This is a genomic window from Escherichia sp. XD33, assembly GCF_019375075.1.
GTDB lineage: Bacteria > Pseudomonadota > Gammaproteobacteria > Enterobacterales > Enterobacteriaceae > Enterobacter > Enterobacter flexneri_A.
In genome coordinates, this window is the sequence record NZ_JAENDM010000006.1 from 18,515 (window position 1) to 34,375 (window position 15,861).

At 53.8% G+C, this 15,861-nt stretch carries 14 protein-coding genes and 2 pseudogenes; 14 read left to right on the top strand and 2 right to left on the bottom strand.

All coding sequences use genetic code 11. The annotated features are described in order from the left end of the window. Nucleotides 1–97 precede the first annotated feature (97 nt). The 3 genes and pseudogenes from rpoH to K0778_RS28550 form a co-directional block, all read left to right on the top strand. Entirely contained in the window at nt 98–952 is an 855-nt protein-coding gene (gene rpoH, locus K0778_RS05590; protein ID WP_000130217.1) for an RNA polymerase sigma factor RpoH, read from the top strand. A gap of 270 nt (nt 953–1,222) precedes the next feature. Then, the gene (gene livJ / locus K0778_RS05595; RefSeq protein WP_001022007.1) at nt 1,223–2,326 is read left to right on the top strand and encodes a branched chain amino acid ABC transporter substrate-binding protein LivJ; all 1,104 of its coding nucleotides are present in this window, start codon (nt 1,223–1,225) and stop codon (nt 2,324–2,326) included. Nucleotides 2,327–2,385: 59 nt separating this feature from the next. Continuing rightward, a pseudogene (locus K0778_RS28550) lies at nt 2,386–2,485 on the top strand (hypothetical protein); the annotation flags it as partial. A gap of 40 nt (nt 2,486–2,525) precedes the next feature. On the opposite strand, the gene panM reads toward K0778_RS28550, so the two are convergent. Continuing rightward, nucleotides 2,526–2,909, bottom strand: coding sequence for an aspartate 1-decarboxylase autocleavage activator PanM (gene panM / locus K0778_RS05600; RefSeq protein WP_000778792.1), 384 nt, complete (start codon nt 2,907–2,909; stop codon nt 2,526–2,528). 423 nt (nt 2,910–3,332) lie between these two features. Here panM and livK point away from each other — a divergent pair, with 423 nt between their 5' ends. The 10 genes from livK (at nt 3,333) to ugpQ (ending at nt 13,521) form a co-directional block, all read left to right on the top strand. Then, a complete protein-coding gene (livK, locus tag K0778_RS05605) occupies nt 3,333–4,442 on the top strand; it encodes a high-affinity branched-chain amino acid ABC transporter substrate-binding protein LivK (protein WP_000827696.1) in 1,110 nt (369 codons plus the stop codon). Nucleotides 4,443–4,489: 47 nt separating this feature from the next. Continuing rightward, complete coding sequence (gene livH / locus K0778_RS05610; RefSeq protein WP_001295111.1) at nt 4,490–5,416, top strand: high-affinity branched-chain amino acid ABC transporter permease LivH; 927 nt, start codon at nt 4,490–4,492, stop codon at nt 5,414–5,416. Beyond that, on the top strand, nt 5,413–6,690 hold the full coding sequence (livM, locus tag K0778_RS05615) for a branched chain amino acid ABC transporter permease LivM (protein WP_000803782.1): 1,278 nt from the start codon (nt 5,413–5,415) through the stop codon (nt 6,688–6,690). Before livH ends, livM begins: the two co-directional genes overlap by 4 nt. After that, complete coding sequence (gene livG, locus K0778_RS05620) at nt 6,687–7,454, top strand: high-affinity branched-chain amino acid ABC transporter ATP-binding protein LivG (RefSeq protein ID WP_000082110.1); 768 nt, start codon at nt 6,687–6,689, stop codon at nt 7,452–7,454. Before livM ends, livG begins: the two co-directional genes overlap by 4 nt. Nucleotide 7,455: 1 nt before the next feature. Next, nucleotides 7,456–8,169 (top strand): high-affinity branched-chain amino acid ABC transporter ATP-binding protein LivF, encoded by a 714-nt coding sequence (livF, locus tag K0778_RS05625; protein ID WP_000416900.1) that lies wholly within the window; start codon nt 7,456–7,458, stop codon nt 8,167–8,169. Between the two features lie 396 nt (nt 8,170–8,565). Beyond that, on the top strand, nt 8,566–9,882 hold the full coding sequence (gene ugpB / locus K0778_RS05630) for a sn-glycerol-3-phosphate ABC transporter substrate-binding protein UgpB (protein ID WP_000803190.1): 1,317 nt from the start codon (nt 8,566–8,568) through the stop codon (nt 9,880–9,882). A gap of 97 nt (nt 9,883–9,979) precedes the next feature. Beyond that, nucleotides 9,980–10,867: a sn-glycerol-3-phosphate ABC transporter permease UgpA gene (gene ugpA, locus K0778_RS05635; protein ID WP_000099289.1), complete on the top strand. Its 888-nt coding sequence runs from the start codon at nt 9,980–9,982 to the stop codon at nt 10,865–10,867. Then, on the top strand, nt 10,864–11,709 hold the full coding sequence (ugpE, locus tag K0778_RS05640) for a sn-glycerol-3-phosphate ABC transporter permease UgpE (protein WP_000572176.1): 846 nt from the start codon (nt 10,864–10,866) through the stop codon (nt 11,707–11,709). Before ugpA ends, ugpE begins: the two co-directional genes overlap by 4 nt. 1 nt (nt 11,710) lies before the next feature. Beyond that, a complete protein-coding gene (gene ugpC, locus K0778_RS05645; protein WP_000907792.1) occupies nt 11,711–12,781 on the top strand; it encodes a sn-glycerol 3-phosphate ABC transporter ATP binding protein UgpC in 1,071 nt (356 codons plus the stop codon). After that, nucleotides 12,778–13,521: a glycerophosphodiester phosphodiesterase gene (ugpQ, locus tag K0778_RS05650; protein WP_000073599.1), complete on the top strand. Its 744-nt coding sequence runs from the start codon at nt 12,778–12,780 to the stop codon at nt 13,519–13,521. The genes ugpC and ugpQ overlap by 4 nt, the downstream gene beginning before the upstream one ends. Here ugpQ and K0778_RS05655 read toward each other — a convergent pair. Further along, on the bottom strand, nt 13,508–13,948 hold the full coding sequence (locus tag K0778_RS05655) for a DUF2756 family protein (protein WP_063084815.1): 441 nt from the start codon (nt 13,946–13,948) through the stop codon (nt 13,508–13,510). The genes ugpQ and K0778_RS05655 overlap by 14 nt on opposite strands. A 119-nt stretch (nt 13,949–14,067) precedes the next feature. Between K0778_RS05655 and ggt the strand changes: the two are divergent. Next, nucleotides 14,068–15,830 (top strand): annotated as a pseudogene (ggt, locus tag K0778_RS05660) (gamma-glutamyltransferase). The last annotated feature ends 31 nt before the right edge of the window (nt 15,831–15,861 follow it).

Here is a 15,861-nt window from a genome sequence, read left to right on the forward strand (position 1 = left end):
CTGATAAAACAGTGAATGATAACCTCGTTGCTCTTAAGCTCTGGCACAGTTGTTGCTACCACTGAAGCGCCAGAAGATATCGATTGAGAGGATTTGAATGACTGACAAAATGCAAAGTTTAGCTTTAGCCCCAGTTGGCAACCTGGATTCCTACATCCGGGCAGCTAACGCGTGGCCGATGTTGTCGGCTGACGAGGAGCGGGCGCTGGCTGAAAAGCTGCATTACCATGGCGATCTGGAAGCAGCTAAAACGCTGATCCTGTCTCACCTGCGGTTTGTTGTTCATATTGCTCGTAATTATGCGGGCTATGGCCTGCCACAGGCGGATTTGATTCAGGAAGGTAACATCGGCCTGATGAAAGCAGTGCGCCGTTTTAACCCGGAAGTGGGTGTGCGCCTGGTCTCCTTCGCCGTTCACTGGATCAAAGCAGAGATCCACGAATACGTCCTGCGTAACTGGCGTATTGTCAAAGTTGCGACCACCAAAGCGCAGCGCAAACTGTTCTTCAACCTGCGTAAAACCAAGCAGCGTCTGGGCTGGTTTAACCAGGATGAAGTCGAAATGGTGGCCCGTGAACTGGGCGTAACCAGCAAAGACGTTCGTGAGATGGAATCACGTATGGCGGCACAGGACATGACCTTTGACCTGTCTTCCGACGACGATTCCGACAGCCAGCCGATGGCACCGGTGCTCTATCTGCAGGATAAATCATCTAACTTTGCCGACGGCATCGAAGATGATAACTGGGAAGAGCAGGCGGCAAACCGTCTGACCGACGCGATGCAAGGTCTGGACGAGCGTAGCCAGGACATCATCCGCGCGCGCTGGCTGGACGAAGACAACAAGTCCACGTTGCAGGAACTGGCTGACCGTTACGGCGTTTCCGCTGAGCGTGTGCGCCAGCTGGAAAAGAACGCGATGAAAAAATTGCGTGCTGCTATAGAAGCGTAATTTCCGCTATTAAGCAGAGAACCCTGGATGCGAGTCCGGGGTTTTTGTTTTTTGGGCCTCTGTAATAATCAATTTCCCCTCCGGCAAAACGCCAATCCCCACGCAGATTGTTAATAAACTGTCAAAATAGCTATTCCAATATCATAAAAATCGGGTATGTTTTAGCAGAGTATGCTGCTAAAGCACGGGTAGTCATGCATAAAACGAAATAAAGTGCTGAACAACAACATCACAACACACGTAATAACCAGAAGAATGGGGATTCTCAGGATGAACATAAAGGGTAAAGCGTTACTGGCAGGATGTATCGCGCTGGCATTCAGCAATATGGCTCTGGCAGAAGATATTAAAGTCGCGGTCGTGGGCGCAATGTCCGGTCCGGTGGCCCAGTACGGTGACCAGGAGTTTACCGGCGCAGAGCAGGCGGTTGCGGATATCAACGCTAAAGGCGGCATTAAAGGCAACAAACTGCAAATCGTAAAATATGACGATGCCTGTGACCCGAAACAGGCGGTTGCGGTGGCGAACAAAGTCGTTAACGACGGCATTAAATACGTGATTGGTCACCTCTGTTCTTCATCAACGCAGCCTGCGTCTGATATCTACGAAGACGAAGGCATTTTAATGATCACCCCAGCGGCAACCGCGCCGGAGCTGACCGCCCGTAGCTATCAGCTGATCCTGCGCACCACCGGCCTGGACTCCGACCAGGGGCCGACGGCGGCGAAATATATTCTTGAGAAAGTGAAACCGCAGCGTATTGCTATCGTTCACGACAAACAGCAATACGGCGAAGGTCTGGCGCGAGCGGTGCAGGACGGCCTGAAGAAAGGCAATGCTAACGTGGTGTTCTTTGATGGTATCACCGCCGGGGAAAAAGATTTCTCAACGCTGGTGGCGCGTCTGAAAAAAGAGAATATCGACTTCGTTTACTACGGCGGTTATCACCCGGAAATGGGGCAAATCCTGCGTCAGGCACGCGCGGCAGGGCTGAAAACTCAGTTTATGGGGCCGGAAGGTGTGGCTAACGTTTCGCTGTCTAACATTGCGGGCGAATCAGCGGAAGGGCTGCTGGTGACCAAGCCGAAGAACTACGATCAGGTTCCGGCGAACAAACCCATTGTTGATGCGATCAAAGCGAAAAAACAGGACCCAAGCGGCGCATTCGTTTGGACCACCTACGCCGCGCTGCAATCTTTGCAGGCGGGCCTGAATCAGTCTGACGATCCGGCTGAAATCGCCAAATACCTGAAAGCGAACTCCGTGGATACCGTAATGGGACCGCTGACGTGGGATGAGAAAGGCGACCTGAAAGGCTTTGAGTTCGGTGTATTTGACTGGCACGCCAACGGCACGGCGACCGATGCGAAGTAATCATTAATCGGCATCTTTGGGTTGCCGCCAAATTGCTAATATCGAGTACGTTGCTTCATGCCGGATGCGGCGTAAACGCCTTATCCGGCCTACAAGATCCAAAGAAATCAGTAAATTGCAGCACACATTGTAGGCCTGATAAGCGTAGCGCATCAGGCAATTTCTCGTTGGTCATCACTTTTGAAATCAAACTTGACGATTAACGCTTCTCCCAGCCGCCCTGTTGTGCCGTAAATCCCAGTGCCTGCATAAACGCCGTCATCGCACCGCGATCTTCCACGCCTGCATCCGCCATCCACCAGCATGAAACGCCAGGATTGTTACGCAAAACCTCTTCCAGCAGATATTGCCCCACACCGCGACGGCGGGTGACTTCCCGCACGCGTAGAGAATCCAGTGCTCCCTCGGTGCCGCTTAAGGTTACCCGCACGGCCGCAAGCAGACGCTCGTTAAAACGCGCGGCGTAGATACGGTGGTTATCGTCAACCTGTAAAGAGGAAGGGGAATACTCCGGCCAGATCTTTTGCAGGTCAATCCGGTCCTGGTCGCTAAAGTTTTCTAATCGAATGATGGTCAGCTTCATGGGTAACCCGTGTAAATCACAAAAGTGGAACCAGTGTAGCGAAATAATTTAATCGGAGGCTTTCTCTTTTTTATTTCTTTTGGCAGGTGATTAATTTTTTAACAGCAATAATTACAAAGTTAAAACATTAGAGAATGAAAAATACCCAGCATAATCCCCTGAATGGTAGTGAATTATTCCGCCCTTTGTGCCGTTATTTTATGCTGACAACGGCGCTTTTTTCTGTTTATCTATCAATAAATTCAGAATATTATCTGTTCTTAATCGACTGAAAAATAGGGATTTTAATCGCTATTATCACAAAATACTGCGCTAAACCCTTAATCAAACAGGCAAAAACAGTGCAGTATAAAAAAAGAACAGTCTGATTTGTTAACACATAAAAACAAAGCAACACAACATCACGAATGGGGATTTTTGACTATGAAACGGAATGCGAAAACTATCATCGCAGGGATGATTGCACTGGCAATTTCACACACCGCTATGGCTGACGATATTAAAGTCGCCGTTGTCGGCGCGATGTCCGGCCCGATTGCCCAGTGGGGCGATATGGAATTTAACGGCGCGCGTCAGGCAATTAAAGACATTAATGCCAAAGGGGGAATTAAGGGCGATAAGCTGGTTGGTGTGGAATATGACGACGCCTGCGACCCGAAACAAGCCGTTGCGGTCGCCAACAAAATCGTTAATGACGGCATTAAATACGTTATTGGTCATCTGTGTTCTTCTTCTACTCAACCTGCGTCAGATATCTATGAAGATGAAGGTATTCTGATGATCTCGCCGGGAGCGACCAATCCGGAACTGACCCAACGCGGTTATCAACACATCATGCGTACTGCCGGGCTGGACTCTTCCCAGGGGCCAACGGCGGCAAAATACATTCTTGAGACGGTGAAGCCCCAGCGCATCGCCATCATTCACGACAAACAACAGTATGGCGAAGGGCTGGCGCGTTCGGTGCAGGACGGGCTGAAAGCGGCTAACGCCAACGTCGTCTTCTTCGACGGCATTACCGCCGGGGAGAAAGATTTCTCCGCGCTGATCGCCCGCCTGAAAAAAGAAAACATCGACTTCGTTTACTACGGCGGTTACTACCCGGAAATGGGGCAGATGCTGCGCCAGGCCCGTTCCGTTGGCCTGAAAACTCAGTTTATGGGGCCGGAAGGTGTGGGTAACGCATCATTGTCGAATATTGCCGGTGATGCTGCCGAAGGCATGTTGGTCACTATGCCAAAACGCTATGACCAGGATCCGGCAAACCAGGGCATCGTTGATGCGCTGAAAGCAGACAAGAAAGATCCGTCCGGGCCTTATGTCTGGATCACCTACGCGGCGGTGCAATCTCTGGCGACTGCCCTTGAGCGTACTGGCAGCGATGAGCCGCTGGCGCTGGTGAAAGATTTAAAAGCTAACGGTGCAAACACCGTGATTGGGCCGCTGAACTGGGATGAAAAAGGCGATCTTAAGGGATTTGATTTTGGTGTCTTCCAGTGGCACGCCGACGGTTCATCCACGGCAGCCAAGTGATCATCCCACCGCCCGTAAAATGCGGGCGGGTTTAGAAAGGTTACCTTATGTCTGAGCAGTTTTTGTATTTCTTGCAGCAGATGTTTAACGGCGTCACGCTGGGCAGTACCTACGCGCTGATAGCCATCGGCTACACCATGGTTTACGGCATTATCGGCATGATCAACTTCGCCCACGGCGAGGTTTATATGATTGGCAGCTACGTCTCATTTATGATCATCGCCGCGCTGATGATGATGGGCATTGATACCGGCTGGCTGCTGGTGGCGGCGGGATTCGTCGGCGCAATCGTCATTGCCAGCGCCTACGGCTGGAGTATCGAACGGGTGGCTTACCGCCCGGTGCGTAATTCTAAGCGCCTGATTGCGCTTATTTCCGCAATCGGTATGTCCATCTTCCTGCAAAACTACGTCAGCCTGACCGAAGGTTCGCGCGATGTGGCGCTGCCCAGCCTGTTTAACGGTCAGTGGGTGGTGGGCCATAGCGAAAACTTCTCTGCCTCTATTACCACCATGCAGGCGGTGATCTGGATTGTCACCTTCCTCGCCATGCTGGCGCTGACGATTTTCATTCGCTATTCCCGTATGGGGCGCGCCTGTCGTGCCTGCGCGGAAGATCTGAAAATGGCGAGCCTGCTTGGCATCAACACCGACCGGGTGATTGCTTTGACCTTTGTTATTGGCGCGGCGATGGCGGCAGTGGCTGGCGTACTGCTCGGTCAGTTCTATGGCGTCATTAACCCCTATATCGGCTTTATGGCCGGGATGAAAGCCTTTACCGCTGCGGTGCTCGGTGGGATTGGCAGCATTCCAGGGGCGATGATTGGCGGGCTGATCTTGGGGATTGCGGAGGCGCTCTCTTCTGCCTATCTGAGTACGGAATATAAGGATGTGGTTTCATTTGCCCTGCTGATTCTGGTGCTGCTGGTGATGCCGACCGGTATTCTGGGTCGCCCGGAGGTAGAGAAAGTATGAAACCGATGCATATTGCAATGGCGCTGCTCTCTGCCGCGATGTTCTTTGTCCTCGCTGGCGTCTTTATGGGCGTGCAACTGGAGCTGGATGGCACCAAACTGGTGGTCGACAGCGCTTCGGATGTCCGTTGGCAGTGGGTGTTTATCGGCACGGCGGTGGTCTTTTTCTTTCAGCTTTTGCGACCTGCTTTCCAGAAAGGGTTGAAAAGTGTTTCCGGACCGAAGTTTATTCTGCCCGCCATTGATGGCTCTACGGTGAAGCAGAAACTGTTCCTCGTGGCGCTGCTGGTGCTTGCGGTGGCGTGGCCGTTTATGGTGTCACGTGGGACGGTGGATATCGCCACTCTGACCATGATCTACATTATCCTCGGTCTCGGGCTGAATGTGGTTGTTGGTCTTTCTGGTCTGCTGGTGCTGGGGTACGGCGGTTTTTACGCCATCGGCGCTTACACCTTTGCGCTGCTCAATCACTATTACGGCTTGGGCTTCTGGACTTGTCTGCCGATTGCCGGGTTAATGGCAGCGGCGGCGGGCTTCCTGCTCGGCTTTCCGGTGCTGCGTCTGCGTGGTGATTATCTGGCGATCGTTACCCTTGGCTTCGGCGAAATTGTGCGCATATTGCTGCTCAATAACACCGAAATTACCGGCGGCCCGAACGGAATCAGTCAGATCCCGAAACCGACTTTCTTCGGCCTTGAGTTCAGCCGTACCGCTCGTGAAGGCGGCTGGGACACGTTCAGTAATTTCTTTGGCCTGAAATACGATCCCTCCGATCGCGTCATCTTCCTGTATCTGGTGGCGTTGCTGCTGGTGGTGCTAAGCCTGTTTGTCATTAACCGCCTGCTGCGGATGCCGCTGGGGCGTGCGTGGGAAGCATTGCGTGAAGATGAAATTGCCTGCCGTTCGCTGGGCTTAAGCCCGCGTCGTATCAAGCTGACCGCCTTTACCATCAGTGCCGCGTTTGCCGGTTTTGCCGGAACGCTGTTTGCTGCGCGCCAGGGCTTTGTCAGCCCGGAATCCTTCACCTTTGCTGAATCGGCGTTTGTACTGGCGATAGTGGTGCTCGGCGGTATGGGATCGCAGTTTGCGGTGATTCTGGCGGCAATTTTGCTGGTGGTATCGCGCGAATTGATGCGTGATTTCAACGAATACAGCATGTTAATGCTCGGTGGTTTGATGGTGCTGATGATGATCTGGCGTCCGCAGGGCTTGCTGCCCATGACGCGCCCGCAACTGAAGCTGAAAAACGGCGCAGCGAAAGGAGAGCAGGCATGAGTCAGCCATTATTATCTGTGAACGGCCTGATGATGCGCTTCGGCGGCCTGCTGGCGGTGAACAACGTCAATCTTGAACTGTACCCGCAGGAGATCGTCTCGTTAATCGGCCCTAACGGTGCCGGAAAAACCACGGTTTTTAACTGTCTGACCGGATTCTACAAACCCACCGGCGGCACCATTTTACTGCGCAATCAGCACCTGGAAGGTTTACCGGGGCAGCAAATCGCCCGCATGGGCGTGGTGCGCACCTTCCAGCATGTGCGTCTGTTCCGTGAAATGACGGTGATTGAAAACTTGCTGGTGGCGCAGCATCAACAACTGAAAACCGGGCTGTTCTCTGGCCTGTTGAAAACGCCTTCTTTCCGTCGCGCCCAGAGCGAAGCGCTCGACCGCGCCGCCACCTGGCTTGAGCGCATTGGTTTGCTGGAACACGCCAACCGTCAGGCGAGTAACCTGGCCTATGGTGATCAACGCCGTCTGGAGATTGCCCGCTGCATGGTGACGCAGCCGGAGATTTTAATGCTCGACGAACCGGCGGCAGGTCTTAACCCAAAAGAAACCAAAGAGCTGGATGAGCTGATTGCCGAACTGCGCAATCATCACAACACCACTATCTTGTTGATTGAACACGATATGAAGCTGGTGATGGGAATTTCGGACCGAATTTACGTGGTCAATCAGGGGACGCCGCTGGCAAACGGTACGCCGGAGCAAATCCGTAATAACCCGGACGTGATCCGTGCCTATTTAGGTGAGGCATAAGATGGAAAAAGTCATGTTGTCCTTTGACAAAGTCAGCGCCCACTACGGCAAAATCCAGGCGCTGCATGAGGTGAGCTTGCATATCAATCAGGGCGAGATTGTCACGCTGATTGGCGCGAACGGGGCGGGGAAAACCACCTTGCTTGGTACGTTATGCGGCGATCCGCGCGCCACCAGCGGGCGAATTGTGTTTGATGATAAAGACATTACCGACTGGCAGACGGCGAAAATCATGCGCGAAGCGGTAGCGATTGTCCCGGAAGGGCGTCGCGTCTTCTCGCGGATGACGGTGGAAGAGAACCTGGCGATGGGCGGCTTCTTTGCCGAACGTGACCAGTTTCAGGAGCGCATAAAGTGGGTGTATGAACTGTTTCCACGTCTGCATGAGCGCCGTGTTCAGCGGGCGGGCACCATGTCCGGCGGTGAACAGCAGATGCTGGCGATTGGTCGCGCGCTGATGAGCAATCCGCGTTTGCTGCTACTTGATGAGCCATCGCTCGGTCTTGCGCCGATTATCATCCAGCAAATTTTCGACACCATCGAGCAGCTGCGCGAGCAGGGGATGACTATCTTCCTCGTCGAGCAGAACGCCAACCAGGCGCTAAAGCTGGCGGATCGCGGCTACGTGCTGGAAAACGGCCATGTGGTGCTCTCCGATACCGGCGACGTGCTGCTGGCGAACGAAGCAGTGAGAAGTGCGTATTTAGGCGGGTAATAACACGTTGATTGATAAGGAGTCAAAAGACTCCTTTGAGACAGGTGACAAATGTAAAATTGCCTGATGCGCTGCGCTTATCAGGCCTACTGGGTGAGTTGCAATATATTGAATTTGCACGATCTTGTAGGCCGGATAAGGCGTTTACGCCGCATCTGGCATGAAACGATGAGTAATCTGTAGAGTTTGATTCAGACCTTCTATTTTTCCGCTTATCCGTGCCCCATCTCCCATTTTCCCTCACCCACGCCGTCACCGCCTTGTCATCTTTCTGACACCTTACTATCTTACAAATGTAACAAAAAAGTTATTTTTCTGTAATTCGAGCATGTCATGTTACCCCGCGAGCATAAAACGCGTGAATTCGCGCATTCGGTACAACAAGAGAGATAAACGATGAAACCGTTACATTATACAGCTTCAGCACTGGCGCTCGGACTGGCGTTAATGGGGAATGCACAGGCAGTGACGACCATTCCGTTCTGGCATTCTATGGAAGGGGAACTGGGTAAAGAGGTGGATTCTCTGGCCCAACGTTTTAACGCCGAAAATCCGGATTACAAAATTGTACCGACCTATAAAGGCAACTACGAACAGAATTTAAGCGCGGGGATTGCCGCATTTCGTACCGGCAACGCTCCGGCTATTTTGCAGGTTTATGAAGTTGGCACCGCCACCATGATGGCATCGAAAGCCATTAAACCGGTATATGACGTGTTTAAAGAGGCGGGGATTCAATTCGATGAGTCGCAGTTTGTGCCGACGGTTTCCGGTTACTACTCCGACAGCAAAACGGGCCACTTACTCTCCCAGCCATTCAACAGCTCGACCCCCGTTCTCTATTACAACAAAGACGCCTTCAAGAAAGCAGGATTAGACCCGGAACAACCGCCGAAAACCTGGCAGGATCTGGCGGACTATGCCGCGAAACTGAAAGCCTCCGGCATGAAGTGCGGCTACGCCAGCGGCTGGCAGGGCTGGATCCAACTGGAAAACTTTAGCGCCTGGAACGGTCTGCCGTTTGCCAGCAAAAACAACGGCTTTGACGGCACGGACGCGGTGCTGGAGTTCAACAAGCCGGAGCAGGTGAAACACATCGCCATGCTCGAGGAGATGAACAAGAAGGGCGACTTCAGCTACGTCGGTCGTAAGGATGAATCCACCGAGAAGTTCTATAACGGTGATTGCGCGATGACCACCGCCTCTTCCGGTTCTCTTGCCAACATTCGCGAGTACGCCAAATTTAACTACGGCGTAGGCATGATGCCTTACGACGCCGATGCGAAAGATGCGCCACAAAACGCCATTATCGGCGGAGCCAGCCTGTGGGTGATGCAGGGTAAAGATAAAGAAACGTATACCGGTGTGGCGAAGTTCCTCGATTTCCTCGCGAAGCCAGAAAACGCTGCCGAGTGGCATCAGAAAACCGGTTATCTGCCAATCACCAAAGCAGCGTATGACCTGACCCGTGAGCAGGGCTTTTATGAGAAAAACCCAGGGGCGGATACCGCGACGCGTCAGATGCTGAATAAGCCGCCGTTGCCGTTCACCAAAGGGCTGCGTCTGGGCAACATGCCGCAGATCCGCGTGATTGTGGATGAAGAGCTGGAGAGCGTGTGGACCGGTAAGAAGACACCACAGCAGGCACTGGATACCGCCGTTGAGCGTGGAAATCAGTTGCTGCGCCGCTTTGAGAAATCGACGAAGTCTTAATCAGTGTAATGTCGGATGCGTTTCGCTTATCTGACCTGGCATCGCGTGTAGGCCGGATAAGCGAAGCGCATCCGGCACAGTTCAGGAATTAACCGTAATGTCATCATCCCGTCCGGTGTTCCGCTCGCGCTGGCTGCCTTATCTGCTGGTCGCGCCGCAGCTCATCATCACCGTTATCTTTTTTATCTGGCCTGCGGGCGAAGCGTTGTGGTACTCGCTACAAAGCGTCGATCCGTTTGGTTTCTCCAGCCAGTTTGTCGGCCTGGATAACTTCGTCACGCTGTTCCATGACAGCTACTATCTCGACTCCTTCTGGACGACGATAAAATTCAGCACCTTTGTCACCGTCAGCGGTTTGCTGGTATCGCTGTTCTTTGCGGCGCTGGTGGAGTACATCGTGCGCGGCAGCCGTTTCTATCAAACCTTAATGTTGCTGCCTTACGCCGTGGCTCCCGCCGTTGCCGCCGTATTGTGGATCTTCCTGTTTAACCCCGGTCGCGGGCTGATCACCCATTTTCTCGCGGAGTTCGGCTACGACTGGAACCACGCGCAAAACAGCGGTCAGGCAATGTTTCTGGTGGTGTTTGCCTCAGTATGGAAGCAAATCAGCTACAACTTCCTGTTCTTCTATGCCGCGCTGCAATCCATTCCCCGTTCGTTGATCGAAGCCGCAGCCATCGACGGTGCAGGGCCGATTCGCCGCTTCTTTAAGATTGCGCTGCCGCTTATCGCCCCGGTGAGTTTCTTCCTGCTGGTAGTGAACCTGGTGTATGCCTTCTTCGACACCTTCCCGGTGATCGACGCCGCCACGTCCGGCGGGCCGGTTCAGGCCACCACGACGCTGATTTATAAGATCTACCGCGAAGGTTTTACCGGACTGGATCTGGCTTCGTCTGCCGCACAGTCGGTGGTGTTGATGTTCCTCGTCATCGTGCTGACGGTGGTGCAGTTCCGCTATGTTGAAAGCAAGGTGCGTTACCAATGATTGAGAACCGTCCGTGGCTGACGATATTCAGCCATACCATGCTGATCCTCGGGATCGCGGTGATCCTCTTCCCGCTGTACGTGGCGTTTGTCGCGGCGACGCTGGATAAACAGGCCGTCTATGCCGCGCCGATGACGCTCATCCCCGGCACACATCTGCTGGAAAACATCCACAACATCTGGGTGAACGGGGTAGGCACGAATAGCGCGCCGTTCTGGCGGATGTTGCTTAACAGCTTTGTGATGGCGTTCAGCATTACGCTCGGCAAAATTACCGTCTCGATGCTCTCGGCATTTGCCATTGTCTGGTTTCGTTTTCCGCTACGTAACCTCTTCTTCTGGATGATTTTTATCACCCTGATGCTGCCGGTTGAAGTACGTATCTTCCCGACGGTGGAAGTCATCGCCAACCTGCAGATGCTCGACAGCTACGCCGGTTTAACGCTGCCGCTGATGGCCTCGGCGACCGCTACTTTCCTGTTCCGCCAGTTCTTTATGACGCTGCCGGATGAGCTGGTGGAAGCGGCGCGGATCGACGGCGCATCGCCAATGCGCTTCTTTTGCGACATCGTTTTTCCGCTCTCCAAAACTAATCTGGCGGCGCTGTTTGTGATCACCTTTATCTACGGCTGGAATCAGTATTTGTGGCCGTTGTTGATTATTACCGATGTGGATCTCGGCACCACCGTGGCAGGGATCAAAGGGATGATCGCTACAGGCGAAGGCACCACGGAATGGAACTCAGTGATGGCGGCGATGTTGTTAACGCTTATCCCTCCGGTGGTGATTGTTTTAGTGATGCAGCGTGCCTTCGTGCGCGGCCTGGTCGATAGTGAGAAATAAGATGGCAGGACTGAAATTACAGGCAGTAACCAAAAGCTGGGATGGTAAAACCCAGGTCATTAAACCGCTGACCCTTGATGTGGCGGATGGCGAATTTATCGTGATGGTCGGGCCGTCTGGCTGCGGGAAATCGACGCTGCTGCGCATGGTTGCCGGGCTGGAGCGGGTGACAGAAGGCGATATCTGGATCAACGACCAGCGCGTGACTGAAATGGAGCCAAAAGATCGCGGGATTGCGATGGTGTTCCAGAACTACGCGCTTTATCCGCATATGAGTGTCGAAGAAAACATGGCGTGGGGGCTGAAAATTCGCGGCATGGGCAAGCAGCAAATTGCCGAGCGCGTTAAAGAAGCGGCGCGCATTCTGGAGCTGGACGGTCTGCTCAAACGTCGCCCGCGCGAGCTTTCCGGCGGTCAGCGCCAGCGTGTGGCGATGGGCCGCGCGATTGTGCGCGATCCGGCGGTGTTCCTGTTTGATGAGCCGCTCTCTAACCTCGATGCCAAGCTGCGCGTGCAGATGCGTCTTGAACTGCAACAGTTGCACCGTCGCCTGAAAACGACTTCACTCTACGTTACTCACGATCAGGTTGAAGCGATGACGCTCGCCCAGCGAGTAATGGTGATGAACGGCGGTGTTGCCGAACAGATTGGCACACCAGTTGAAGTCTACGAAAAGCCCGCCAGCCTGTTTGTAGCGAGTTTTATCGGCAGTCCGGCGATGAACCTGCTGACAGGCCGCGTGAATAACGAAGGCACGCATTTCGAACTGGACGGCGGTATTGAGCTGCCGCTAAACGGTGGCTACCGTCAGTATGCCGGGCGTAAAATGACTCTCGGCATTCGCCCGGAACATATTGCGCTAAGCTCGCAGGCAGAAGGCGGCGTACCGATGGTGATGGACACGCTGGAGATCCTCGGCGCAGATAACCTGGCGCACGGACGCTGGGGCGAGCAGAAGCTGGTGGTGCGACTGGCGCATCAGGAGCGCCCGACGGCAGGCAGCACGCTGTGGCTGCATCTGGCGGAAAATCAGCTGCATCTTTTTGATGGTGAAACAGGACAACGAGTATGAGTAACTGGCCTTATCCCCGCATCGTCGCTCATCGTGGCGGCGGTAAGCTGGCCCCGGAAAACACCCTGGCGGCAATCGACGTCGGGGCAAAATACGGTCATAAGATGATCGAATTTGACGCGAAGTTATCGAAAGATGGCGAGATCTTCCTGCTTCATGACGACAATCTCGAACGCACCAGCAACGGCTGGGGCGTCGCGGGTGAACTGAACTGGCAGGATTTACTGCGCGTGGATGCGGGCAGTTGGTACAGCAAAGCGTTTAAAGGTGAGCCGCTGCCGTTGCTTTCGCAGGTGGCGGAACGCTGTCGTGAACACGGGATGATGGCGAATATCGAAATCAAACCCACCACTGGCACTGGACCATTAACGGGCAAAATGGTGGCGCTGGCGGCACGCCAACTGTGGGCCGGTATGACGCCGCCGCTGCTGTCATCGTTTGAGATTGATGCTTTAGAAGCCGCACAACAGGCAGTACCGGAACTGCCGCGCGGTTTGTTGCTGGATGAGTGGCGCGACGACTGGCGCGAACTGACCGCGCGGCTGGGCTGCGTCTCTATTCATCTCAATCATAAGTTACTCGATAAAGTGCGAGTGATGCAGTTGAAAGACGCCGGACTGCGGATTCTGGTTTATACCGTCAATAAACCCCAGCGCGCGGCAGAGTTGCTGCGCTGGGGCGTGGATTGCATCTGTACCGATGCGATTGACGTGATTGGTCCGAACTTTACGGCCCAATAGTTTTCAACGGAATGTCAGGCTGCGGCGTGCTGGGCTGATTCAGCATGTCGCCGTTTCTCCTCTCCGGCAGCATATGCTGCTGATTCAACGAACTATCCGGATTACGGTTGCTGTTTAACATCCCGCCGTTGGTGTTGGGCAGCATTTGCTGCCGGGCGGGATTTCGCTTCCCCGGCTGTGACTGCAACACCCGCTGAGAATTATTGTTTATCTGGTTTTCTAAATGCTGCTGTTGCAACTGAGTTTGCGTTTTCAGTTGCTGATTCAGCATCCCTTTTTGCTGGATTTGCTGCGTTTGCATCTGGGTTTGCATCCGCTGCTGGCTGGGTATCTGATACCCCGGCTGGTTAGGGTTGTTCAGAGTATTAATGGGCTGTGCAAAGCCGACAAACGGCAGGAGTGCCGTAAGAATCAGAAGTCGTTTCATCGCGTATCCTCCTCTGAAGATATCCTTTAAGTTTACTCGCTTCCCGACAAAACGATGATTAATTCAGAGTTATATACCAGGCTTAGCTGGGGTTGCCCCTTAATCTCTGGAGAATAACGATGATAAAACCGACGTTTTTACGCCGGGTGGCCATTGCTGCTCTGCTCTCAGGAAGTTGTTTTAGCGCCGCCGCCGCGCCTCCTGCGCCGCCGCCGCGCCTCCTGCGCCGCCCGTCTCGTATGGTGTGGAGGAAGATGTCTTCCACCCGGTACGCGCGAAACAGGGAATGGTAGCGTCTGTGGACGCCACTGCCACTCAGGTGGGGGTGGATATTCTCAAGGAGGGCGGGAATGCCGTTGATGCCGCCGTGGCGGTGGGCTACGCGCTGGCGGTAACGCATCCGCAGGCAGGGAATCTGGGCGGTGGTGGTTTTATGTTAATCCGCTCGAAAAATGGCAATACCACGGCTATCGATTTCCGCGAAATGGCACCCGCCAAAGCGACCCGCGATATGTTCCTCGATGATCAGGGCAACCCGGACAGCAAAAAATCACTCACTTCGCATCTGGCTTCCGGCACACCGGGTACGGTAGCAGGTTTCTCGCTGGCGCTGGATAAATACGGCACCATGCCGCTGAACAAAGTCGTGCAGCCCGCGTTTAAACTGGCACGCGATGGTTTTATCGTTAACGACGCGCTGGCTGACGATCTCAAAACCTACGGTAGCGAAGTGTTGCCGAATCACGAAAACAGTAAAGCTATCTTCTGGAAAGAGGGCGAGCCGCTGAAAAAGGGCGACACGCTGGTGCAGGCGAACCTGGCAAAGAGCCTGGAGATGATTGCTGAAAACGGCCCGGACGAATTCTATAAAGGCACGATTGCGGAACAGATCGCCCAGGAGATGCAGAAAAACGGTGGCTTGATCACTAAAGAAGATTTAGCAGCCTATAAAGCGGTCGAACGCACTCCGATAAGCGGCGATTATCGCGGGTATCAGGTTTACTCCATGCCACCGCCATCCTCCGGCGGGATCCATATCGTACAAATCCTCAATATTCTGGAAAACTTCGATATGAAGAAATACGGCTTTGGCAGCGCCGATGCGATGCAAATCATGGCAGAAGCGGAGAAATACGCCTACGCCGACCGCTCGGAATATCTTGGCGACCCGGATTTTGTCAAAGTACCGTGGCAGGCGCTGACCAATAAAGCCTATGCCAAATCTATTGCCGATCAAATTGATATCAATAAAGCGAAGCCATCCAGCGAAATTCGCCCCGGCAAGCTTGCGCCTTATGAGAGTAATCAAACTACCCATTACTCAGTGGTGGATAAAGATGGTAACGCGGTGGCGGTGACCTATACGCTGAACACCACCTTCGGTACGGGCATTGTCGCGGGCGAGAGCGGTATTCTGCTTAATAACCAGATGGATGATTTCTCCGCCAAACCGGGCGTACCGAACGTTTACGGGCTGGTGGGCGGTGATGCCAACGCCGTCGGGCCGAACAAACGCCCGCTGTCGTCGATGTCGCCGACCATTGTGGTGAAAGACGGTAAAACCTGGCTGGTTACCGGTAGCCCAGGCGGTAGCCGGATCATCACTACAGTGCTGCAAATGGTGGTGAATAGCATCGATTATGGCTTGAACGTCGCCGAAGCGACCAATGCGCCGCGTTTCCACCATCAGTGGTTGCCGGACGAGCTGCGTGTCGAAAAAGGGTTTAGCCCGGATACGCTCAAGCTGCTGGAAGCAAAAGGTCAGAAAGTGGCGCTGAAAGAGGCGATGGGCAGTACACAAAGCATTATGGTTGGGCCGGACGGTGAGTTGTACGGCGCATCCGACCCGCGCTCGGTGGATGATTTAACGGCGGGGTACTAAGGTTAGCGGCCCTCTTCGTGGGAAGAGGGCT